The 21,829-nt window shown below is 64.2% G+C and carries 23 protein-coding genes and 1 tRNA gene; 19 read left to right on the forward strand and 5 right to left on the reverse strand.

The window, feature by feature from the left end; translation table 11 throughout:
- The first annotated feature begins 33 nt into the window (after nucleotides 1-33).
- On the forward strand, nucleotides 34-801 hold the full coding sequence (locus tag QZ294_RS04660) for a baseplate assembly protein (RefSeq protein WP_297047338.1): 768 nt from the start codon (nucleotides 34-36) through the stop codon (nucleotides 799-801).
- On the opposite strand, the gene QZ294_RS04665 is transcribed toward QZ294_RS04660, so the two are convergent.
- Nucleotides 700-1,065 (reverse strand): hypothetical protein, encoded by a 366-nt coding sequence (locus QZ294_RS04665; RefSeq protein WP_297047339.1) that lies wholly within the window; start codon nucleotides 1,063-1,065, stop codon nucleotides 700-702. The genes QZ294_RS04660 and QZ294_RS04665 overlap by 102 nt on opposite strands.
- A gap of 75 nt (nucleotides 1,066-1,140) precedes the next feature.
- Between QZ294_RS04665 and QZ294_RS04670 the strand changes: the two genes are divergently transcribed.
- The 15 genes from QZ294_RS04670 to QZ294_RS04740 all read left to right on the forward strand — a co-directional run bounded on the left by QZ294_RS04670 (nucleotide 1,141) and on the right by QZ294_RS04740 (nucleotide 16,001).
- On the forward strand, nucleotides 1,141-1,617 hold the full coding sequence (locus QZ294_RS04670; RefSeq protein WP_297047341.1) for a baseplate assembly protein: 477 nt from the start codon (nucleotides 1,141-1,143) through the stop codon (nucleotides 1,615-1,617).
- Nucleotides 1,589-2,752 carry a baseplate J/gp47 family protein gene (locus QZ294_RS04675; protein ID WP_366140555.1) on the forward strand — a complete coding sequence of 388 codons (1,164 nt, stop codon included), beginning with the start codon at nucleotides 1,589-1,591 and terminating at the stop codon, nucleotides 2,750-2,752. Before QZ294_RS04670 ends, QZ294_RS04675 begins: the two co-directional genes overlap by 29 nt.
- 2 nt (nucleotides 2,753-2,754) lie before the next feature.
- Nucleotides 2,755-4,257 carry a phage tail protein gene (locus tag QZ294_RS04680; RefSeq protein WP_297047348.1) on the forward strand — a complete coding sequence of 501 codons (1,503 nt, stop codon included), beginning with the start codon at nucleotides 2,755-2,757 and terminating at the stop codon, nucleotides 4,255-4,257.
- 3 nt (nucleotides 4,258-4,260) lie between these two features.
- Nucleotides 4,261-4,791: a hypothetical protein gene (locus tag QZ294_RS04685; protein ID WP_297047350.1), complete on the forward strand. Its 531-nt coding sequence runs from the start codon at nucleotides 4,261-4,263 to the stop codon at nucleotides 4,789-4,791.
- Between the two features lie 9 nt (nucleotides 4,792-4,800).
- Nucleotides 4,801-6,753 (forward strand): DUF4815 domain-containing protein, encoded by a 1,953-nt coding sequence (locus QZ294_RS04690; protein ID WP_297047355.1) that lies wholly within the window; start codon nucleotides 4,801-4,803, stop codon nucleotides 6,751-6,753.
- A 10-nt stretch (nucleotides 6,754-6,763) separates the two neighbouring features.
- The gene (locus QZ294_RS04695; protein WP_297047359.1) at nucleotides 6,764-7,975 is read left to right on the forward strand and encodes a hypothetical protein; all 1,212 of its coding nucleotides are present in this window, start codon (nucleotides 6,764-6,766) and stop codon (nucleotides 7,973-7,975) included.
- 12 nt (nucleotides 7,976-7,987) lie between these two features.
- A complete protein-coding gene (locus QZ294_RS04700; protein WP_297047364.1) occupies nucleotides 7,988-9,508 on the forward strand; it encodes a hypothetical protein in 1,521 nt (506 codons plus the stop codon).
- Nucleotides 9,509-9,583: 75 nt separating this feature from the next.
- Nucleotides 9,584-9,847, forward strand: a complete 264-nt coding sequence (locus QZ294_RS04705) for a hypothetical protein (RefSeq protein WP_297047367.1) — start codon at nucleotides 9,584-9,586, stop codon at nucleotides 9,845-9,847.
- Nucleotides 9,834-10,205, forward strand: a complete 372-nt coding sequence (locus QZ294_RS04710; protein WP_297047370.1) for a hypothetical protein — start codon at nucleotides 9,834-9,836, stop codon at nucleotides 10,203-10,205. The genes QZ294_RS04705 and QZ294_RS04710 overlap by 14 nt, the downstream gene beginning before the upstream one ends.
- A complete protein-coding gene (locus QZ294_RS04715; RefSeq protein ID WP_297047372.1) occupies nucleotides 10,202-10,450 on the forward strand; it encodes a pseudouridine synthase in 249 nt (82 codons plus the stop codon). Before QZ294_RS04710 ends, QZ294_RS04715 begins: the two co-directional genes overlap by 4 nt.
- 72 nt (nucleotides 10,451-10,522) lie before the next feature.
- Entirely contained in the window at nucleotides 10,523-10,720 is a 198-nt protein-coding gene (locus QZ294_RS04720; protein WP_297047375.1) for a hypothetical protein, read from the forward strand.
- A gap of 322 nt (nucleotides 10,721-11,042) precedes the next feature.
- Nucleotides 11,043-11,828 carry a DNA adenine methylase gene (locus QZ294_RS04725; protein ID WP_297047378.1) on the forward strand — a complete coding sequence of 262 codons (786 nt, stop codon included), beginning with the start codon at nucleotides 11,043-11,045 and terminating at the stop codon, nucleotides 11,826-11,828.
- Nucleotides 11,829-11,934: 106 nt separating this feature from the next.
- The gene (locus QZ294_RS04730) at nucleotides 11,935-13,011 is read left to right on the forward strand and encodes a TRAP transporter large permease (protein WP_297047382.1); all 1,077 of its coding nucleotides are present in this window, start codon (nucleotides 11,935-11,937) and stop codon (nucleotides 13,009-13,011) included.
- Between the two features lie 243 nt (nucleotides 13,012-13,254).
- Nucleotides 13,255-14,409 (forward strand): iron-containing alcohol dehydrogenase, encoded by a 1,155-nt coding sequence (locus tag QZ294_RS04735; protein WP_297047384.1) that lies wholly within the window; start codon nucleotides 13,255-13,257, stop codon nucleotides 14,407-14,409.
- 56 nt (nucleotides 14,410-14,465) lie between these two features.
- On the forward strand, nucleotides 14,466-16,001 hold the full coding sequence (locus QZ294_RS04740; RefSeq protein ID WP_297047386.1) for an outer membrane homotrimeric porin: 1,536 nt from the start codon (nucleotides 14,466-14,468) through the stop codon (nucleotides 15,999-16,001).
- 471 nt (nucleotides 16,002-16,472) lie between these two features.
- On the opposite strand, the gene QZ294_RS04745 is transcribed toward QZ294_RS04740, so the two are convergent.
- Nucleotides 16,473-16,548, reverse strand: a tRNA-Thr gene (locus QZ294_RS04745).
- Between the two features lie 80 nt (nucleotides 16,549-16,628).
- Nucleotides 16,629-17,387, reverse strand: a complete 759-nt coding sequence (locus QZ294_RS04750; RefSeq protein WP_297047389.1) for an SPOR domain-containing protein — start codon at nucleotides 17,385-17,387, stop codon at nucleotides 16,629-16,631.
- A gap of 232 nt (nucleotides 17,388-17,619) precedes the next feature.
- On the opposite strand from QZ294_RS04750, the gene QZ294_RS04755 reads away from it, so the two are divergent.
- Entirely contained in the window at nucleotides 17,620-18,588 is a 969-nt protein-coding gene (locus QZ294_RS04755) for a peptidoglycan glycosyltransferase (protein ID WP_297047392.1), read from the forward strand.
- A gap of 4 nt (nucleotides 18,589-18,592) precedes the next feature.
- Here the strand turns inward: QZ294_RS04755 and hypB are convergent, their stop codons facing one another.
- Together hypB and QZ294_RS04765 are read right to left on the reverse strand one after the other, a co-directional pair.
- Nucleotides 18,593-19,264, reverse strand: a complete 672-nt coding sequence (gene hypB / locus QZ294_RS04760) for a hydrogenase nickel incorporation protein HypB (RefSeq protein ID WP_297047396.1) — start codon at nucleotides 19,262-19,264, stop codon at nucleotides 18,593-18,595.
- A gap of 135 nt (nucleotides 19,265-19,399) precedes the next feature.
- Nucleotides 19,400-19,753, reverse strand: a complete 354-nt coding sequence (locus QZ294_RS04765; protein WP_297047398.1) for a hydrogenase maturation nickel metallochaperone HypA — start codon at nucleotides 19,751-19,753, stop codon at nucleotides 19,400-19,402.
- A gap of 174 nt (nucleotides 19,754-19,927) precedes the next feature.
- Between QZ294_RS04765 and QZ294_RS04770 the strand changes: the two genes are divergently transcribed.
- Nucleotides 19,928-20,641 carry a tetratricopeptide repeat protein gene (locus QZ294_RS04770; protein ID WP_297047401.1) on the forward strand — a complete coding sequence of 238 codons (714 nt, stop codon included), beginning with the start codon at nucleotides 19,928-19,930 and terminating at the stop codon, nucleotides 20,639-20,641.
- Between the two features lie 69 nt (nucleotides 20,642-20,710).
- Nucleotides 20,711-21,583, forward strand: a complete 873-nt coding sequence (locus QZ294_RS04775) for an AMIN domain-containing protein (RefSeq protein WP_297047405.1) — start codon at nucleotides 20,711-20,713, stop codon at nucleotides 21,581-21,583.
- The last annotated feature ends 246 nt before the right edge of the window (nucleotides 21,584-21,829 follow it).

Consider the following 21,829-nt stretch of genomic DNA (forward strand, 5'->3'; position numbering starts at 1 on the left):
TGCCGCACGAAGGCGTGACCGAGGGGATGTGACATGGATGAACGGGAAGGCAAACGAGATTTTATCGGTCTCATCCGCAAACTGGTGGAACTGGCCATGCCTGATCTGCGCTCGTACTACCGCATGACGCGCAAGGCCAAAATCGTGGGCGTCTACGCCTCTGACGGCCAGTATTTTGCCGACGTGCAGCCCTTGCGATGTGATGAGAGCGTGGACGACTCGGAGCCTGTCGTGCCGCGTGTGGCGCTCCCGGTGCTATGGGGAGGGCCGGATCGTGGTCTGGTCTGCCCGCCGACAGTGGGTACGCTGTGCGATTTGAGCTTCTATGACGGCGATCCCAACTATCCGTTCATCTCCAACATCCGCTATGGCCTCGGCCAGAACGCGCCGAAGGCCGAGTTGAACGAGCTTGTCATCCAGCTTCAGCCGGGGGTGGAGATGCGCATCGACAAGGAAAAACAGCTTGTCACGCTCACCCCGGAAAACATCAGCGCCGAAGCCGGCAAGAACTGGACGATCAAGGCCGGGGACAACGCCGTCGTCCAGGCGGGAAAAGACGCCACCATTGAGGCCGGGGGAACGCTGACCCTTCGCGCCCCCGAAATCGTCAAGGAAGGCAACGAAACCGCACGGGGAACCGGCGGAGGTTTGGGCACGGTTCATGAACGGGATCACCGGGAGCATGAAGGGAGTTACAGCTTACGCGGTTCCGCCAACATTACCGGGGATGTCGTCATTGCCGGGAACCTTCGCGTCAGTGGGGATAGCTTCGCGGGAAGCCGAAGTGGGGGGCGTATTTAGAGAAGAGGCAAAAGCATAAAAAATGCTAGCACCAACCCCGATAGCCGCACCTTTGGCTATTACTTTTATTCCTTCACTTTTGGCTACTGATTCGCGTTCAATGGCATGGGCTTCCGCATCAGCAACCGCAAGAGCCGCATCCCCATAAAAAATTTTTCTTTCCCCTTTTTTCGTGGTGGTTGTTGTCCCTTCATGGCTTATGGTTTTTTCCGAAAAATTTTCAATGCAACATTGATGTGGAATGTGCTCTTCTAACTCATTCATATTTCCCCTCCTTTTTCCTTGCATAGAACGCCCCCTTTCCGGGCGCATATTTTTCCAGCAGATTATCCTGTTCCCATGAATTCTAGCACCTCCGACTTTTGGGGACAAGACATTGCCCTGAACGCGCAGGGACAAGCCAAAGTGGCTGCCAACGGCGAGCTGGTTTTGACCGAGGGGATTGATACCGGCGTGCAGGATATCGTGCTGCGCATCTTCACCCGTCTTGGCGGCTTGTTTTACGACACTGAATTCGGCTCGCTCGTCCATGATTGGATTGCGGAGGACTCCACCGCCGCATCCAGAGCCGCCCTTGAGGCGGAGATCATCATGCGTGTGGAGCTGGACCCGCGTGTGGTTGTCGGCTCGGTGCGTTGTACGGTGACGCATTGGGACGAGACGAGCGTCACGGCGCGAGTCTTCTGGCGCTTCATTACCGAGGACTCACCCCTCAATCTCGTCCTTCAGATCAATAAAAAGACGATGGAAATGGTGATCCAGGATGTCCAGCCAAGAACCGACAGCTTTGCCGCGACTTTCAAAAACGATAGATGATGTCCGGGCCTCCATCTTCGCCCATGTGGAGGAGGTGCAGGACATTTTTGCCGCCAAAGGCTGGCTGCCTGGCCGCCTCAATCTCAACAGGGGCGTGGTGCGCGGGCTGCTGGAACTCTACTGCTGGGGCTACTGGCAAATCTACGCGCTCTTGCAGCGCCTGATGCGACAGGCCGTTCCGGCCACTGCCTCCGGCGACTGGCTTGATACCCACGCCGCAAGCGTCAATCTTTCCCGCCGCCCGGCCACCAAGGCCAAGGGCAATGTGCGCTTTCTGCGCGCGCCGTCATCCTCCCTTGCGGGCAATGTCGCCATCCCGGCCCGGCGCATTGTCCGCACTCTCCCGGACGGCATCGGCCAGGTGTACCGCTACAGCACAGTGGCCGATGCCGTCCTGCCCGCCGAAGCCGCCTATGTGGACGTGCCGGTGGAGGCGGAGGACTACGGCGCGGCGGCCAACGCCTCCACGGGCCAGATTTGCGAGCTGGTGACGCCGGTGGAGGGCATATCCGGCATCAGCAACGAGGCCGACTGGCTGACAAGCGAGGGAGCGGACGAAGAGACGGACGCCCAGCTTCAGGAGCGCTACGCCCTTGCGTGGGCGGCCAACAACGGCTGCACCAAGCACGCCTACAAGTCCTGGGCCTTGTCCGTGCCGGGCGTGACCAGCGTCAGCATCCTTGATCAGCACCCGCGCGGCCAGGGCACGGTGGACGTTGTGGTGCGCGGCGCGGACGTGCTGCCCACCGAGGCGCTGCTGGAGAAAGTCCGCGCCGCCATCGCGCCCAACGTGCCCATCAATGACGACTGGCTGGTCAAGGGGCCGGAACCTGTACCTTGCGCCATCGCCGGAGAGATTGAGTACACCAGCGGCGATCCCGCCGCCATTGTGGCGCAGGCCGAGGCCCGTATCCGCGCCCTGTTCGCGGAGACAAGCCCGCTCTCCGACGTGGCCGCCCTGCAAATCGGGCAAGACCTCACGCTTGACCTTTTGACGCATACCGTCCTTGCCGTGCCGGGCGTCAAGCGCGTGGTCTGGACAAGCCCGGCACAGGCAGTCATCAGCGTTCCGGCGGACGGCGTGGCGCGGCTGGAAAGCCTCTCTCTCACGACCCGCATGGCCGAGGAGATATAGGCATGTCCTCCGAGTTCTGGCGCTATTTCCATGACATCTTGCGCTGGCCCCTTATCCACAATCCGGGGCCGCTCTCGGCGCTGGTCAGGGGGCAGGCGGCAAGCCTGGACGAGACGCGGGACGACATTCTGTATTTCCGCCAGCAGTGGTTCCCGGAGCATTGCGAGGACGCGCTGATTCCGGGCTTCGGCACAAGCCGGGGGTTGACCCGCCACCCGCGCGAGAGCGCGGAGCAGTTCCGCGCCCGCGTGGTCAACGCTTGGCGCTGGCACCTGCTGGGCGGCAAGGTTCGGGGGCTGCCGGAAATCCTCAAGTTCTACGGCTTTGAAGTCCTGGCCGTTGAGAACATGCGCCAGTTTGCGCCTACCCGCTGGGCGGAGTTCATGGTGCGCCTCAAGACGCCGGAAAGCGACATCGGGCAGGCCGAGCAGGTAGCGGACATCAAGACACTGATCTGGCTGGTCAATGAGTACAAGCCCGCCCGCTCCTATTTCTTCCGGCTCTACAATGACAGCTATGACCGGCGGCCCATCACGCTTTCCATCGGCCCCAGGCTCGGCAGCGGCTGGCTGTCCTACTGGTCTGGCGTGACCATGCCGGATGCCGGAGATTCCGGGACGATCATCAGCTTCGGCCTGCGCTCGCGCTACCAGGGTGAGCAAGTGCTGACCAGTCCTGGCCGGGTGGCGTTGTCCGCCGTGCTGGCCGGACGCGGCATGCGCCGCCTCAATGCCTTTCTGCTCGGCAAGTCGCGTCTGTCGGATACCTTTACCCGCCGCCACAGTTTCGTCATCGGCGAAATAATCAGTTTGCAGAATGCCGAGCGGGTTTTCGCGCCGCATGGCTGGTCTGGCCCGTGGGAAGGCCCGTGGGTGGAGTCCAGCGGCTGGACGCGGATCATCCCCGCGTGGCGGCTGCGCGTCCTGGGTTTTGCCCGCTCGCAACTGGTTCCCGGCCACCGCCAAAATGGCGTCCTTGGTTCTCTCAATGGCCGTCTTGGCGCTGTGCGCCGGGCGGTGGCGGTGGACGATTCCCCGATCCTTGGCGACTTCCGCCTGTCCCTGCATGGCCCGTTGCGCCGCGTCATTCCGCTGCTGGAGTACCGGCGGGCGCTCCTGGGCTTCTCCTGCCCCCAGACCGGCCTTTGCGGCCCGCATGGCGGCTTGTCGGCCTGCTTCTGCCTGCGGGGCGAGCGTCTGGACGAAAACGGCTGGCAAGGCCCGTGGAGCGGCCCCTGGACGGCCTACCCTCTCCATACGGGGTTTTCCGCCACGCACGGGGCGCAGGCAGCCCGGATTGCGCCCGTATCGGGCCGGGGCGGACAGGTGGCCGCGCTTGCCGCGCAGGCCGAGCGTCTCAAGCCGGAGGATACGGACACGGCGGGCCAGGAATTTTTGACGCTCCACGGCACGACCTTGCGCCATCAATCCTGGTCTGGGCCGTGGGGCAACCGCAAATGGTGGGATTACACCGGACAGGCAACAATTCAACCTTTGGAGGAGTAGGCAATGCTTTCCACAATCACCAACACGGGCCGGGCGGCGATGGCCCGCGCCATCGCCGAGCGGCCCCTGCATCTGGCCTGGGGCATCGGCAACCCGGCATGGGACACCATGCAGCGAGAGGATTTGCCGTCTCTGGTGGACGCGGAGGCACTCCACGCCGAAATCGGGCGGCGCAAGCCGTCCGTGGTGCGCTACTGCATCCCGGACGATGAGGGCAGCATTGTCATACCCGTCTCCGAAAACGAGGCCGAGGGCACGCTGGAAAAGGCTCGCTACAGTTTCAGCGACACGCCCACGCCGTATCTCTACATCCGGGCCGATTACGACTTCGAGGACGCCAGCAACGCGGTCATCCGCGAAATCGGGCTGTTTGTGGACAGCAAGCCGCTGGACTCCTGCCCGGCGGGGCAGCTTTATTTCACGCCCGATGAACTTGCGGACACGGGCATGATGTTCTGCGCCCAGATTCTGGCCCGGCCCATCAACCGCACTGTCTCCATGCGCCAGAGCGTGGAGTTCGTGCAGCCCATTTAGGGGGGCATCATGGCGCGGAACATCGAAAACTACTACCAGACCTTTGACCCCGCGAAGCTCTTTGAGCGGATACTCTACCGTGACGGTTATGTCCTTCAGGGACGGGAACTGAATGACGCGCAGGAAATGGCCGCCCACCGGCTGAAACAGATAGCGGACGCCATCCTTGCCGATGGCGACATCATCCGGGATGCGCAGATCACCGTCAATGAAAAGACCGGCGAAGTCCAGGCGCAGTCCGGCGCGGTCTATCTGAACGGCGCGGTGCGCGGCGTGGCCCCGGCCACCTTTACCATCCCGACGACCGGCACCATTGCCGTGGGCATTCGGATGCGTGAAACGGTTGTCAGCGAGATGGATGACCCCAGCCTGCGCAACCCGGCCCAGGGAGTGGACGGAGAAGGAGAACCCGGAGCCTGGCGGCTCAAGGTGGAAACCTTCTGGAGCTATGACGGCGACGGGACGACCGGCGATTTCTTCCCCGTCCATGTGGTGGATAACGGCGTGGTGCGGGCAAAGGAACAGCCCCCGGCCCTGGACAGTTTCAACGCCCTGCTGGCCCGCTATGACCGTGACAGCACGGGCGGCGGCTCCTACATCGCCTCCGGCATGATCGTGCAACGGGCCGAGGATGGAGCCACCCAGATTTACACAGTCTCTGAAGGCCGTTGCCGGGTCAACGGCGTGGGTGTCGAGCTGCCCACCAGCCGCCGCCTGGCCTATGCCGCCACGCCGGACTTGCGCCGTATCGACACCGAAGTCCATGCGGCCCAGGGCGGCCCCTCGGAGCGCGTCCTTGTGGCGCATGGCCCCATCCACAGCGTGGAATCCCTGCGCGTGTCCATCGAAAAGACCGTGGAACTGGTGCATGGTTCCTATACCGGCTGCTCCGACACCCTGCCGGATACGTCTGTGCGATCCGTTGAAAAGGTCTGGCAGGGGGACACCATCTATGAAGCCGGGACGGATTACGTCAAAAATGGCGACAAAATCGACTGGGCACCGGGAGGGGCCGAACCCGCGCCCGGTTCCACCTATCACGCCACCATCCGGGCCATCGTGGCCCAGACGCCCGGCAACCTGGACGCGGACGGCTTTGACGTGGCGAACGCCGTTCCGGGGTCTGACATCCTCGTGACCTACCAGCAGGCGCTGCCGCGTCTTGATCGTCTGTGCATCACGGCGGACGGCGTATTCACCTGGCTTCAGGGCATTGCGGCGGAAACCAGCCCCAAAGCGCCGCCCGTGCCGGACACCATGCTGGCGCTGGCCACGGTGGCCCAGACCTGGCGCCCGGAGCGCCCGGTGACGTCTGACGGCGTCCGGGTCGTGCCGTTCAGCGACATCAAGGCGCTCAATCGGCGAGTGGACTATCTGGCGCAGGAGGTGGCCCGGCAGCGTCTGGAAGCCGATGTGACCACACGGGAGAACGGGGCGCGCGTGGGCCTTTTCGTCGATCCCCTTTTGAACGATGACATGCGCGATCAGGGTATCGAGCAGACGGCGGCCATCATTGACGGGGAATTGACCCTGCCCATTGCGGCTACGGCCTTCATGCTCTCTGCGGATGTGCAGCAGCCGATCGCGCGATCTTTTACCCCCAAGGTCTGCCTTGCCCAGACCCTCCGCACCGGGGACATGCGGGTCAATCCGTACAGCGCGTTTGACCCCATGCCCGCCCGCGTGACGCTCAAGCCTGCGGTTGATCGCTGGACGGAGACCCAAACGCAGTGGACGAGCGCGGAGACGCGCTATTTCAACCGCACGCGGGACGGCTACTACCACGTTGTGGTGGGCAGGGAATATTCCACCAGCAACGAGCTGCTGGCCCAGACTTCGGAGGATTTGGAATATCTGCGGCCCATTGAGGTGTCGTTCAGGATTGAAGGCTTCGGCCCCGGAGAGGAATTGCGGCAGGTAACATTTGACGGCATCCCCGTGGAAGCGCGGGCACTGGCATAAGGAGATATGTATGACGCTTGTTGCCGATGAACAGGGCGTGATCGAAGGCAAGTTCACGATACCCGAAAATGTGCCCGCCGGAGCCAAGACCGTGGATTTCGCCGGTGGAGAAGTCAACGGCTCGCGCGGCAGCGCCGTCTTTGTGGGCCAGGGAACGCTCAATATCCAGACATGGCGGCAGGTCAACAGCATTACCACCGTCTGGGTCGATCCGCTCGCCCAGACCTTTGCGCTGGAGGCGGATACGCAGGTCTGCGGCGTGGACTTGTGGTTCACGGCCTCCGGCGGGGATGCCAGGGTGCAGATCCGCGAAGTCAGCAACGGCTTCCCCACCGGCGTTGTCCTGGCGGAAAAGCATGTGGCGGCCGGCCAGATGGTCATTACCGGCGGCGGCCACACCCGTATCCTCTTTGACGCGCCGGTGCAGCTTTCGGCCAATACGGAATATGCCCTGGTCATCATGTGCGATGACGGGCAGACCTCCCTTGCCGTGGCCGAAATCGGCAAGTTCGACACGCTGGCCCAGACGTGGGTGGTTTCGCAGCCCTATACCGTGGGCGTTCTGCTGTCCTCCAGCAACGCTTCGACATGGACGCCCCATCAGGACAGAGACCTCGCGTTCCGCCTGCTCAGGGCCGAGTTCACGGCAGCGCCGCAACAGGTGGATTTGGGTGCTGCCGTTGCCACGGATACGGCTACGGACATGCTCCTGTTCAGCCTGGCGGACATCCCCACGGCCAGGAGCCGTATTGAGTACGAGCTGGCCCTGCCGGACGAGAGCAAGGTAACAGTGGCCGAGGGGCAGGCCGTGCGCCTGGCGAACGGCGTTTCCGGGCAGATCGGCGTCAAGGCCACGCTTTCGGGAGACACGGCCTCAAGCCCTGTGCTGTATCCCGGTACGATGCTGGTCTGCGGCGAGGTGGCCCAGAGCGCCGACTACTATACGCGCTCCATCCCCGCAGACAATGCCGTCAAAGCCATCCTCATTTATGACGCGATCATCCCGACCGGGGCGACGGTTACGCCGGAACTGCGCGTGGATTCCGGCGAGTGGCAGGCCATGACGCAGCAGAGCGCGGTCAATCAGGGGGATGGCCTTGTGGAGTATCATTTCGGGCTGGACTTGTCCGACGCCGATCTGGTCAAGGCGCGGTTGACGCTCACCGGCACCGGCACGGCGCGGCCCCGCGTCCGGAATATCAGGCTCATGGCCCTGGCATAAGGAGACAGCAGTATGGTTATGGACCCTCGCACCGCGTATCTGAATCTGCCCCTGCCGCATGAAAAAAATGATTTGCGGGAAGATTTGCCGCGTCTCATAGCACAGGCCAATGGCTTTGACGCCCACGCCAAGACCACGGACACGGCCCTTGCCGCGCGTCTGGAGCAGGCGAACGCCGCCGATGATGCCATAGCCGCGTTGGAGGCCCGCGCCACGGCAACGGAACAGGCGCAGGGCGTGACCGCCGCCACCGTGGCCGAGCAGGGGCAAACGCTGCTCGCTCATGCCGCCGCGCAGGAGGCGGAAGCGGAGGCCCGCGAAGCGGCGGATGATGCCGAGGCTACAGCCCGGCAAGAGGCGGACGCCGCGCACGAGGCCAGCACAAGCGCCCACGCGGCCCTGTTCAAGCACCTTGCCACCGGCTCGCTCTCGCCGGTCATCGGGATATGTCTGGCCGAGGAAGGCGGTGGGGCGGGAAGCTGGTGTCATGTGGACAAGGATGGCCTGCCGGTGACGCCGCCCAGGAGCTACTTTGACCACCATCCGACCTACAAGGCCATCCGCCGCGTCCTGGTGGACGGCCAAATGATGCAGGAACACAGCAAGTTTTACTACAAGGCGGGGGCAATCGCCTCCGGGCCGCTGGAGGGCAAGTGGGCGCGCTGGATCAGCCCGGATTCGCTGGAAGGATTCAAGGTCTTTCCCTCATTCCTCAAGGCGGGGCAGGAAATAGACCACTGGTATTGCGCCACCTATCAGGCCATCGACACCACGCCGGACGCGGCCAATGCCCAAAAAATCCTCGGCAGCCGTCCGGGCAGGCAGCCGTTCACCAATGTTGATTTCCCGACCATGCAGGCCATGTGTGCCAGACGCAATTCCGGCGGCGTGACCGGCTTTGCCATGTGGGACATTTACCAGGTGTCCGAGATTCAGCTTCTGGCGTTGCTGGAGGCGGGCACAAGCGACAGCCAGGCGTTTTACGGCCCCGGCTGGGTGGACGGCCAGTGGCGGGTGGTGAGCAATGTGGCGCAGTTTGACGCCAAGTGCGTGGATGATCCCACCGTGGCCTCGGCAAGCTGGCGCGGCCATGTGGGCCTGTGGGGCAATGTCTGGCAGATGGTGGACGGCCTGAAGACGCGGGATTCCGACAAACACATTATGATTTACAAAAACGACGGGTCAAAGGCGTGGATTGATACCGGCATTGTGGCCCCGGAACGTGCCAAGTTCGGGACAACCTACACCCATGCCTGGCCGGTGAATTTTCGTCACCAGAGCGGCGAAGGGTTTGACCTCGCGGATATTTTCTATCCTGAAACGCTCTCCACGGCAGGCGAGGATGGTTCGGGAGGCAGCGTCCCGGACGCCTACTGGGGGTGGCAGCCGGACTTCGGACAGGGGCAGGATCGCGTCTGTTACCTCGGCGCTCGCTGGACGGACGGTTCGCGTGCGGGCCTTTTCGCCCTCTATTTGTACCATCCGGCGTCCCTCGCGAGCATCGACCTTGGTTGTCGCCTCGCAAGGGCGTGAACTGTTTACGGGATACGGGCTTACTGTGCCCGCCGAAGGCGGGCATTGAAATTTTTTTGAATTTTGGGGGTATGAATGGACATTCTCATTTCTTGTGAGGGCAAAACCTTTCCGGCCAGTCTTGAGCCGGGTGATACTTTGGCCCTCTATTCCGTACCGCAGTCGTACAGCGAGGACGGGCTGTATCTCGCCCGCTGGGCGCAGGGCGAGCTTGAACCTGTGCCCGCCTGCGATAGCGTGGGCTTTTTGCTCAAATTGCGCCTTGAAAGCGGCCAGGACGGGCTTGAAACCCTGCGGGAAATCTATCTGGCGGAGGGGGTGGAATATGCCGAGAATTGAGACAGGGCAGGATAAAGAGGCCATGCGCGCGCGGATTGACGCCGAAACCAGCGCGGCAATCCTGGCGGGCTTTGACTACATGGTGGACGGCGAGGTGCTTCACTTCTCCTATGATGCTTTTGACCAGCAGAATTTCGCGGATACGGCCAACGCCTGCCTCCTGCAAAAAAGCGGCGCTCCCGGCCTGCCGGAATCCGTGACATGGAACGCCTACCGGGCCAACGGTGAGCTTGTCCAGCTTGCCTTGTCCTCCGATGCTTTTCTGATGCTCTACACCGCCGGGGCGCTGGCCCACAAGGCGGCCTGCATGGCCGAGGGCGGCCAGCGCAAGGCCGCGCTTGAAGGAGGCGCGGCATGATCCGGCACTGGCTCAAGCAAAGCCTGGTGGCCGTTGACCAGCTTGCCAACGCCATCCTTGGCGGATGGGCGGACGAAACGCTTTCCTCGCGCCTCTGGCGTAACCGGGAGCGCCCCGGCTGGAAGCAGGCGCGCAAGGCGCTTGATTTTGTGGCCGCGCGCCTAGGCGATGCCGACCACTGCCGCCAGTCCTATGAAAGTGAGGCCAGGCGGCTGCAATGCCCCCCGGAATTGCGCGAATCCTAATCACCTACGTCATTTATTGACTTAGATGATTAGGGTTTTTCTCCATGCCCCCCGCTAAAAAGGGGGTATAGAATGAAAGCCTACGGTAAAAAGCGTTACCCTGATGATGACTGCCATGTGATCGGCCATCTGACGGACTTCAGCGGCAAACGTTCCTGGGCCATTTACCGGACGTACACGCCGTTTTGTCACCGCCGCCACAAGGTTCTCACTACCAACAAGGGTGCTGCCAGGCGCGCCAACAGGCTCGAATGCGATCTGACGGAATAGAAATCGCCAGCAACGTCCAAAAGAAGGCCATGCTCCATTGCCGGGGCATGGCCTTCTTTTGGGAGGGGAACTTTGCAAAAAGTCTTTGCATGGCCCGCGTATTGTCCGGGAAATACTGCGCAGGCGGGGATATCTTGTGCGGCAGGAGAGGTGGGGGCAAACTGGCAGGCTGCCCCCACCGACGGGCTCCAAGCCCGCCACGGCCCACGGATGGAAATACGACTTCACCATCCGCGAGTAGCCGCCTGTATATGTCCGCGAGGGACGAATCTGTGTAGCACGGCGGCTGACTTTCGGGCCATAATCAACGGAGTCAAGCTTCATGTCCAATCTCTCTGCCCGCTCTCCACTGGCTGGCTGGATGGGCGGCAAATCGCGCCTCTCAAAACGCATCGTGGCCATGCTGCCGGATCATGTCTGCTATTGCGAGCCGTTCGCAGGAGCGGCCTGGGTGTTTTTCCGCAAGGCCGAATCCAAGGCTGAGGTTATTAACGACATCAACCATAAGATCGTCACGTTCTATCGGGTCATTCAGCATCATCTGGAGGAATTCGTCCGCTACTTCAGGTGGGTGCTGATTTCCCGTGACGAGTTTGAGCGGCTCAAGAGGGCCGGGCCTGACACCCTGACCGACATTCAGCGGGCGGCGCGGTTCTATTACCTCCAGCAGATGTGCTTTGGAGGCAGGATGAACGATAATCCGACCTTCGGCTATGCGGCGGTACGCGGCCCCAAGGTCGATCTTTTAAGGATAGAGGAGCAGCTTTCGGCGGCACATCTGCGGCTTGCCCGGACGTATATCGAGTGTCTGCCGTACCATGAGGTCATCAAAAGGTACGACAAGCCTACGACGCTCTTTTATATCGATCCGCCCTATTGGGACTGCGAGGATTACTACGGGAAGGGGTTGTTTGACTGGGAGGACTTTACCATTCTGGCCGAGCTTCTGGGGCGCATAGAGGGCAGGTTTATCCTCTCGCTGAACGACAAGCCGGAGGTGCGCAAGATGTTCTCGTCTTTCAGCTTTGAAACCGCCGATGTGCCCTATACCTGCAGCAACGGCAAAAACCTCGTTTCCCCGGAACTGCTCATCCGCAACTTCGACTGATTTCCCCATAAAACAAAAAACGTGCCAGGGCTGATTTCAGCTTTGGCACGTTCTCATTTCTCGTGCGGCGCATTCTCATTTCTCGTGCGGCCTCACAGCCGGTATCATGATGGGCGTGGGCGGCATCAGCAAACAGCTTTTTGAGCTTGCGGACGAGATCGTGGGCGGCATGTACGGCGGCATCGCCATCGCCACCATCCTCACCTGCATGTTCTTCGCCGCCATCAGCGGCTCCGGCCCGGCCACGGTGGCGGCCATCGGCATGCTGACCATCCCGGCCATGGTCGAGCGGGGCTACGGCAAGGTCTTTTCCGCCACCATCGTGGCCTGCGCGGGCATCATCGGCGTCCTCATCCCGCCGAGCAATCCCTTCATCGTCTATGGCGTGCTTGCCAAGGTCTCCATCGGCAAGCTGTTCATGGCCGGCATCCTCCCCGGCGTCCTCACCGGCGGCGCCCTCATGGTGTACAGCTATTTCTACTGCCGCAAAAAGGGCTGGCGCGGCACCGGGCGCCCCTTCAGCTGGCGGCGGCTGCTCACCTGCGTGAACAACGCCAAGTGGGGACTCATGGTGCCGGTGATCATTCTGGGCGGCATTTACGGCGGCGTCATGACCCCCACGGAATCGGCCGCCATCGCCGCCGCGTACGGACTCATCGTCGGCATCTTCGTCTACAAGGGCATCAATCGCTCCAATTTCATCTCGCTCATGGTGGACTGCGGCGTCACAAGCGCGGTGGTCATCATGCTCCAGGCCATGGCCGGCATTTTCGGCTATGTGGTCGCCATCGAGTCCATCCCGCAGCAGATCGCCCAGGTCATGCTCAGCCTTTCGGACAATATGTGGACCATCCTCCTCATCATCAACCTCTTCCTGCTCTTTATCGGCACCTTCATGGAACCGGCGCCCGCGACCATCATCCTGACGCCCATCCTCGTGCCCATCATGGTGAGCCTGGGCATGGATCCCATCCACTTCGGCGTCATCATGACCCTCAACCTGGCAATCGCCTTCGTGACGCCGCCCGTCGGTCCCAACCTCTTCGTGGCGAGCAGCGTGAGCGGCTGCGGCCTGGGCGCCATGAGCCGCGAGGTGGTGCCCATGCTCCTGGTGCTTTGCTTCGTGCTGGTGCTCGTCTGCCTGTTCCCGTCGATCAGTCTGCTGCTGACGCGGAATATGTAGCGCGTTTTCGCAATGAGATTGCGTAAACCTCTGGCGGACGCGGGAGCAGGCGCCCGCGCCGCAAAGGCGGAAAACCACGCTTTTCCGCAGAAATGACGAGAGCGAAACCTGAGGGAAATATCTGTTTTGCAGATATTTTCCTCAGCAAAATACTCCAGGACCATCCACCTTTTGCGGCGCTCCCAGTGACAGGGGGCGCCCCCTGCCGGACGCGCGGCGCGCGCTTCGGCCCAGGAGGCCGTGATGAATTTTTCCTTCATGCAGCACGTCAGGATCTGGGAAGAGCCTGGCGCGCTGGACAGGCTCGGGGAGCTGATGCGCCAGTGCGGCCATGCCAGGGCATTTCTCGTGTGCGACTCCGGCATCGTCAGCCTCGGCATGGCTGACAGGGCCATCCAGGCCATCCGCAAAGAGGGGTTCACCGCCACGCTGTATGACAGGGTGCGGCCCGACCCCGCGGCGGACATTATCGACGCGGGCGCGGAACTGTGCCGGAGCGAGGGCTGCGACTGCGTCATCGCCCTGGGCGGCGGCAGCTCCATCGACGTGGGCAAGGGCGTCAATATCCTGCGCAACAACCCGGGCCATATCCTGGACTATGCCACGGGCAGCCGCGTCATGCGGCCCTCGCCCGGTCTGGTGGCGATCCCCACCACGGCGGGCACGGGCAGCGAGCTTTCCAACGGACTCATCGTCACCGACCCCGCCACCGGCGTGAAGGTGCCCATCCTGGCGGTGAACGGCATGGCCGAATACGCCGTCCTGGACGCATCGCTCACCCTCGGCCTGCCCCCCACCATCACCGCCCTTACCGGACTCGATGTGTTCTCGCATGTCTGCGAGTCCTCCATGTCCGTCCTTGCCTGCGAACTCACCGATATCGTCTGCGAAAAGGCCATGACCGACGTGGTGGCCTTCCTGCCAAGGGCCGTGGCCGACGGCAGGGATATGGCGGTGCGCCGGCGCATGCTCTCCCTGGCGGCCATCGGCGGCTGGATGCTCGCCTGCGCCTCGGCCCATATCGGCCATTCCTTCGCGCATGTGCTGGGCGCAAAGCATCACCTGCCCCATGGCCTGGCCTGCGCCTGGAGCCTGCCTGCGGCCTTCGACTTTCTGGCGGAAAGCCAGACGCCCAAGATCCGGCGCATCGGCGAGATCCTCGGCGCGCGCTTCGACGGTGCGGAAAGCCCGCGGGCCGTGGCGGAAAAAACCTCGGAGGCCTATGGCGGCTTCTGCGCGTCGCTCGGGGTGCGGCCGCCGTCCCTGCCGCCACTGGACGAGTCCGACCTTGCCGCCACGGCTGAGTCCATCGCCCGCGAACCGCTTGCCGCCCTCTGTCCGCGCCGCGCGGAGGCGGAAACCATAAAACCGCTCCTGGCGCGGCTTTATGGCCTGTGAGTCGCTGTTTTCGGCGTTCACCAGTGTGCCAGGCACTTAAAAAGGGGAGGAGGAAAATGAGGAAAAAACTCTGTTCACTGCTGCTGGCCGCAGGGCTGCTGCTCGGCGCATCAGGCTATGCGCGGGCCGTGGATTTCTCGGCCCAGGGCACCTGGCTCTTCGGCTTCACGGCATGGGAGCCAGACCTCGTCCACAAGACGCGCCAAGGCAACAGGGAGACGAAGAACACCCGGGACAAGTTCGAGGCCAAGCAGCGTATCCGCCTGCAGTTCGAGGCCGCGGTCTCCGAAGCGCTGTCCGGCAGCCTGCAGATCCAGATCGGCAACAACTCCTGGGGCAAGGCCAACAATCCCCAGGGCGGCGCGGCCCTGGGCGCGGACGCCACGGATCAGATCAAGATCCGCCGCGCCTTCATCGACTGGATGCCGCCGGACTTCGACATGAAGGTACGCATGGGCATCATCCCGGTCTCGCTGCCCAACAAGGCGGGCGGCACGGCTATCATGGAAACGCAGGTGGCGGGCGTTACGGCATCCTACCAGTTCACGGAAAACGTGGCCCTGACCGCCCTGTGGGCGCGCCCCTTCAATGACAATTACACGGGCACGGGCCACGGCGACAGCCAGAACAACTACCTCGACAACATGGACCTGTTCTCCCTCATCCTGCCCCTGACCTTTGACGGCTTCGAGATCACGCCGTGGGCCATGTACGGCATGCAGGGCAAGAACACCTTCGGCAACAACGAGAAGATGCCCTACTGGGATGACGGCAACCCCGTCTTCACGTTCCGGCCCTACCCCGCGCTTTTCCCGGCTGGCTACACCTACGGGCAGAGCACGGGCAAGGCCTATGGCAGCATGTTCTGGGCCGGCCTGCCCTTCCAGATCACCGCATTTGACCCGCTCAACATCGAAGTTGACCTCAACTACGGCTACATCGAGTCCATGGGCCGCTATGATGCCGTCAAGTATGACGGCGCCACGCCCGTCACCAAGCGCTCGAGCACCGAGCGTCAGGGCTGGCTGGCGAAGGCGCTGGTGGAATACAAGATGGACTGGGGCGTTCCCGGCATCTTCGGCTGGTACGGCTCCGGCGACGACGGCAACCCCAGGAACGGCTCCGAGCGTCTGCCCTCCATCGTGGGCTGGGGCAACTTCACGTCCTTCATGGGCGACGGCAACCTGGCCTGGGCCTGGCAGGACTACGCCACCACCTATGCCGGCACCTGGGGCGTGGGCCTTCAGGTACGGGACATGAGCTTTGTGGAAGACCTGACCCACACCCTGCGCGTGGCCTGGTGGGGCGGCACCAACAGCCCGAGCATGGTCAAGTACATGAACACGGCCTATGCCTGGAAGGACGGCGCCCGCGAGTTCGACGGACCCTACCTGACCACCGAGGACGGCCTGCTTGAAGTGAACTTCATCAATAACTACAAGATGTACGAAAACTTCAACGTCAACCTGGAGCTGGGCTATATCGCCAACTTCATGGACAATGACACCTGGAAGAAGGCCGGCAGGAAAGACAGCTCCTTCGAAAAACAGGACGCCTGGAAGGCGCAGCTCGTCTTCGCCTACAGCTTCTGATGCCTGAAACACACCCTCAGGCGTGACCGGCGTCACGCCGCATGGCGCAGGCGGCCATGGCAACTCCGCACGGAAGGCCACGGCCGCCTGCTCTTGGCAGAAAACCCCGATCCAGAGCATTTTGCTGGGGAAAATATCTATAGATGGATATTTACCCCAGGTTCCGCCGCCTTGCTCCAGCCGTTGCAACGCAGGAAGCTCCGGATGGAGACAGCAACCGGCTACGCGAACAGTCAGCCAAGGAAACTGCTGTCGCCATTCGTAAGACTCGCAGGCTCGTCAACGACTGGCGCACGCAGGCAGAACCCGCTGACGGCTACCGCCATTTCCCCGCAGAGCGGGACAAACGGCGAAAAAGCGTGGTTTTTCCGCCATATTGCGGCGCGGGCGTCTGCTCTCGCAGCCGTCAGACCGGGAGGGCATGAAAAAAAGGACCTGCGAACTGTTCGCAAGCCCTTGGGGAATAATCTCTGGAGCCAGCTAAGAGACTTGAACTCTTGACCTGCTGATTACGAATCAGCTGCTCTACCAACTGAGCTAAGCTGGCGCGAAACTTCGTGGAAAACCGTCCGGCCCCTTGTGGCAAAAAAACCCCGTTCTGTCAAGAGGCGCCCGGTCCGGGGAACCTCAGGGCCGCACGGGTTTGCGGCTGCGGACCATGGGAGCGCCCAGGCGCAGCTCCTCGGCGATGCGCATGACTTCCTCGGCGCGGGCGGCATCGCCGCGCAGCAGCACCAGGACCACATAAAGCTTGCCCTCCCGCTGCATGCGGGTACGCAATCCCCAGCCCTCCAGGCGCTGGCGCAGATTGTCCACGCTTTCCTCGTCCCGGAAGGCGCCCACCTGAAAGACATAATCATGCATGGGCGCGGCGGGGTCCGCTCCCGGCGCCACGCCCGGGCCAGGTGCGGCAGGCGCGGGGTCCGTCGCGGGCGGGACCGCGCCCGGGACGGCGGCCTGCGCGGCGGGCGTCATCTGCCCCGGGAGCCGGCCGGGGTCCGTCCGCGGACCGGCACCCGTGGTGGAAGCCGGCACGCGCTGCGCCGCTGCCGGGGCCTCCGGCGCGCCGTCCTCATTCCGCAGGGCGCGGGCAAAGCGCAGCTCCTCCGGGGCAAGGATGCCGCGTTCCGGCGCCTCCGCGGCCGGCGGCGTTAAGGCGCCGGCGCCGCGCTCCTCCGCCTCCGCGGACGGCGGGGGGACTGTCCGGGCGGACTCCACCGCGGCCAGGCGGCGCTCGGCGCCGGCCGAGGCCCGCCCGCTCATGACACCGCCCACATAGGCGAGGGCAATGGCCGCGATCCCCAGAAAGGCCAGCGCCAGCAGGGACGAAAACCGTAATCGCAGAAAGGGAGGCGCTTCCGCGCCATGGGGGGAGCCTGGGGGCATTTCTGTCTCGCGTGTTTGGGGAACAGGCGCATGCGGACGTCAAAAGGGACGGGCGCAGCATAGCAGCCGCGCCCGCGGGCGTAAAGCCTCGCCCGGCGCCCACGCGCCGCCGTCCCCTCCCGGCCGGGCGGGACGGCGCGGGCGGAGCCGTTGCCCGCGTCCCTGCCCGGCTTGACAGCCGTCCCCCGGCCTCTGGTACACTGCCGCAGACCGCGCGTTCCAGGAGTCTGCCATGCCCGTTTCGCTCCGCATCCTTTTCTCCGCCCTGCTCCTGCCCCTGCTGTGCCTGCCCGCGCTCACGGCCACGGCGGCCGCTCCGCAGCTCTGCATCAGCAACCAGACCCGGCAGGATCTGCTCAATATCCGCTTTCGTTCCGGGGCTTCGGTCTTTTTTCTGCGGCTGGACATGGCGCCGGGCCAGCGCGATGAGGTGGAGAATCCGGGCGGCGTGGCGGACATGCGCGTGGATACCGGGCTTGCGCTCTGGTCGTTCCGGACCGTGCCCGTGGGCGAGGCCCGGCGCATGACCTTTTGCGGCGACCATGCGGCCTGCATGATCCTGGAATTGCAGGACGGCATCGCCCGGCATGTGAACGGCACGGTGCGCGATCTCGTCCCCGCGGCGGGCAGCCGCCCGGTCTGCGAGCTTGCCCAGTTCCGGCCGGGCATGACCATGAGCGATGTCTGCTCGCTCCTGAACATGGACGCCCCGCGCGACGACAACGACGCCATCCTTGAGGGGCTTGGCTTCGCCGGGCAGTTGTGGGCCGCGCGGCTCATACCGGGCGCCGCCGATGCGGACGACGGAGAGGCGAAAGCCACGGGGCGCGAATATCTGGAGCATCTGGAACTGCGCCGTCCGCTCGACCAGGCGGGGGTCGAAGAGTTGCTGCGCGTCCTCTACGCCCAGGGCTATACGCCATGGCAGGCGGAGTTTCCCGGTCTGGACATGGATTTCACGGAAATGCAGGACCTTTCCACCGAAAAGCGGCAGGATGCGCTGGAGCAGGCCCTGCGTCGCTTCCTGCGGACAGGCCGGGGCGAAGCGAACATCATGCTTGCGCCCATGGCGGAGCTGCCCGCCCTGGCGGACGCGGACGGCCCGCGCGCGGACGTGCAGCTTTTCACCCTCACCCTGCGGCCGGACTCGGGCACCCTGCTCGTGGATGTGGCGGCCTACAAGGGCAGCTCCGGCAACTGACCCCTCAGTCCAGCGGTTCCCCCGCCTTCTTGGCCGCGCGCATCCGGCGCAGCCAGTCATACCAGGCGGAAAGGCCGCTGCCGTCGCGGGCCGAGACCTCAAACACGGCCAGGTCCCGGTTCAGGCGCGTGGCATGGGCGCGAGCGCGCGCCACGTCAAACTCCACATGGGGCAGCAGATCCACCTTGTTGAGCAGCATGGCCCGGGCGAGATTGAAGAGCAGGGGATACTTCTCCGGCTTGTCATCGCCCTCGGCCACGCTGAGGATGGCGATCTTGGCGTCCTCGCCGCAGTCGAACTCCACCGGGCAGACCAGGTTGCCCACATTCTCGATGAACAGGATGTCCAGGCCGGCGAGGTCAAGCCGCTCCATGGCCGAGAGCACCAGATTGCTGTTGAGGTGGCAGCCGCCCTCGGTATTGATCTGGACAGCCTGGGCGCCGGTGGCGGCCACGCGCCGGGCGTCGTTGTCGGTCTGCAGGTCGCCCTCGATGACCGCCATGCGGAACTCCCCGCCCAGGTCGCGCAGGGTGCGCTCCAGCAGGGACGTCTTCCCCGCCCCGGGCGAGCTGATGAGATTGAGCGCGAGAATGCCCCTGGAGGACAACTCACGGCGCACCTCGGCAGCGATCTTGTCGTTGGCTTCCAGAACATTGCGGACAACGGGGATCTGCATCACGGCCTCCATGGACGCGCAGGGGTTGGAAAAGAAAGTGTCCGCGCGGCGCCCGGCGCGGCGGCGGTCCCGGAACGATCCCGGCGCGGAAGGACGCGCGGCGTTCCCCCCGCGCGGGACACGCGGGCGGCAGGCTCAGGAGGCTTCCACCTGGCGCAGGAGAAGCTCCTTGCCCTGCTCCACCACATGCCCGGCCACTTCGCCGCAGCCGGGGCACGGTTCCCAGCGGGCCTCCTGCCCTTCGCCGCCGAAGACCGTGCCGCAAAACGGGCAGCGCAGCCGCAGCGGCAGGCAGACGAGTTCCAGGCGGGCGCCTTCGTGCGCGGTGCCGCGCGTGAGGGCCTCAAAACAGAACCGGAGCGCTTCGGGCATGATGCCCGCCAGGGCGCCGTATTCCACGCGCACGCGCTCCAGCCGCGAACAGCCCCGGCCGCGCGCCGCGTCCTCGGCCAGTTCAAGCAGGCTCAGGGCCACGGACATTTCGTGCATGCGGGAGGCTAGCCCATTCCCGGCGCCGCGTAAAGACCACCGCCGCCAAAAGCCGCCCATGCCCGGCAATCTTGCTATTTGGGGCGAATAATGTACATTTCAGCCATGCGACAGCCCAGATATCTTGGCGTGTATACCGAACGCTCCGAAAACGGAGGGGCGCGCGCCGGCGGCATGCCCGGCCGCGGTCCGCGCTTCTTTGTCTGGGAACTCTCCCCGGGGGGGGACTATGCCGTCCAGGAGCTGGACGGCGCGCTCGAGCCTCGCGCGCATGTGCGGCTCATCAGCGCCGGGCGCCTCCAGAGCGGCTTCCAGCTGGAGCCGTCCATCCTCGTGGCGCCGATCACCCTGCCGGATTTCGCGCATGCCGAACGCGAAAACGGCGATGCCGCGCCGCGCGCGGCGGCGGAGCTTAATGACGATACCCTGCGCGAGCTGGAGAACGCCCGCAGGGCCAAACAGGTGGAAAACGACCTGCGCGGCAGTTTTCGCAAGGCCCTGCGGGGCCTGGGGCGCCCGCACGAACGCGAGGCGGCCCTGGTGGCCCTGGAGCAGATCGCCGCGGTCACTGACGGCATCGTGCCCGTCCACAAGCATATGTTCCGCGATTTCGGCGTCACGCTGCGCAAGAAGGACCTGCCGGAGCTTGCCCTGCGGTGCGGGCTGCGCGTGCTGGAGCTGGCGCCGGATGACGACCATGGGCATTTCAATCTCGCGCGCATCTTCTGCGCGCTCGGCGACTATGCCAGGGCCGTCGCCCATGTGGAAACGGCCATGCGCCTTGACGGCGGGGAGCCGGTCTATCCGCGCATGCTCGCCCATATCCGCCGGGAATGCCGACAGCCGGGCCGTCCGGCGGCCGCGCTGAAAAAACCGGGGGCGGCGTGACCGCCTCCGCTGATTGACAGCAAACGCTTCGCGGCGTCCGCGCCGCCGGCGAACGAGGAGCCTCACGGCATGAACAAGACCATTTTTTTCCTTATTCTCGCGGTCTGCATCCTGGGCATGGCGCTCATCCTGCTCAACCAGCGCCTGGGACGCGACCCGGAACCCCGGCCCGCCGCCCGCGCCGGGCAAAGCATCGTGGCCGAAGCCCCCGGGACCGATCCCGCGCCGGTCCTCCGCGAGGACGCCGGCGGGCCGGATGCAGGGCCGGATGCCGGGGCAGCCGGCGCGGCCAGCGCTCCGGCCGTGCCTCCCGCGCCGTCCCTTGAGGATGACGGGCAGCGGAACGCAGCCGCCCTTCAGGACCCGGAGACCTCCCGGCCGGCGCGTGACCGCGAGGCGACGGGCGCGGCGGCCGATGCCCTGGCCCTGGAGCGGAAAGAGGCCGAGGCGGCCCTGCGCGGCACTCCCCCGGCGCCCGCGACGCCCCCCGTGCCGCCCAAGGCGTCCCCCGCGGGCGCGACCGCGGGAAACGCCCCGCAGCAGGCCGCCAGCGAGGCGCAGCGCCAGCCCGCGCCAGCCCGCGCCGCCTCCCCGGCGAAAAAGCCCGCCGAGCGGGAAAAGGCCGCCACAGGGCGGCGCGTCATCACCCGCTTTGTGATCTTCGCCCGTGAAACGGGCGCCACGGTGCGCCTCGCGGGCAACGCTCCCCTGCGCTACAAGAGCATGAACCTGGACGATCCCGCCCGGGTGGTGCTCGACCTTGAAGGCGACTGGGAGGTCAAGGCGCCTGCGGTGCCGAAGAATCCGCTGGTCACCGCCGTGCGCGTGGGCGACATGGACGGCCGCACCCGGGTGGTCATCGACCTCAAGGCCAAGCCGCGCAGCGCCCGCGTCATCCCGGCCAAAAACGGCGACGGGGTGGACGTCCGCGTGGACCAGTGAGCCGCGCGGGCCACTCCGGCGGATCTTGCCGTTCAAAAGGCATGGAGCTGCGGAAACTTCTTATCCCATCAGGGAAGGTGATGGATATTCCAGATTCCGTCTGGAGCGGAGCGACAGACGGATGCTGGTGCCGAAAGAATCCTAAAAAATAAGCTATTTCAGCGCTGGCAAGGAAGAGAAAAATTTTCGCGGGGAGTGTACTCAGGTACTCGACCAAGAAAATTTTTCTCTGACGCAGCCAGCGCT

The organism is uncultured Desulfovibrio sp., from assembly GCF_910584445.1.
GTDB lineage: Bacteria > Desulfobacterota > Desulfovibrionia > Desulfovibrionales > Desulfovibrionaceae > Desulfovibrio.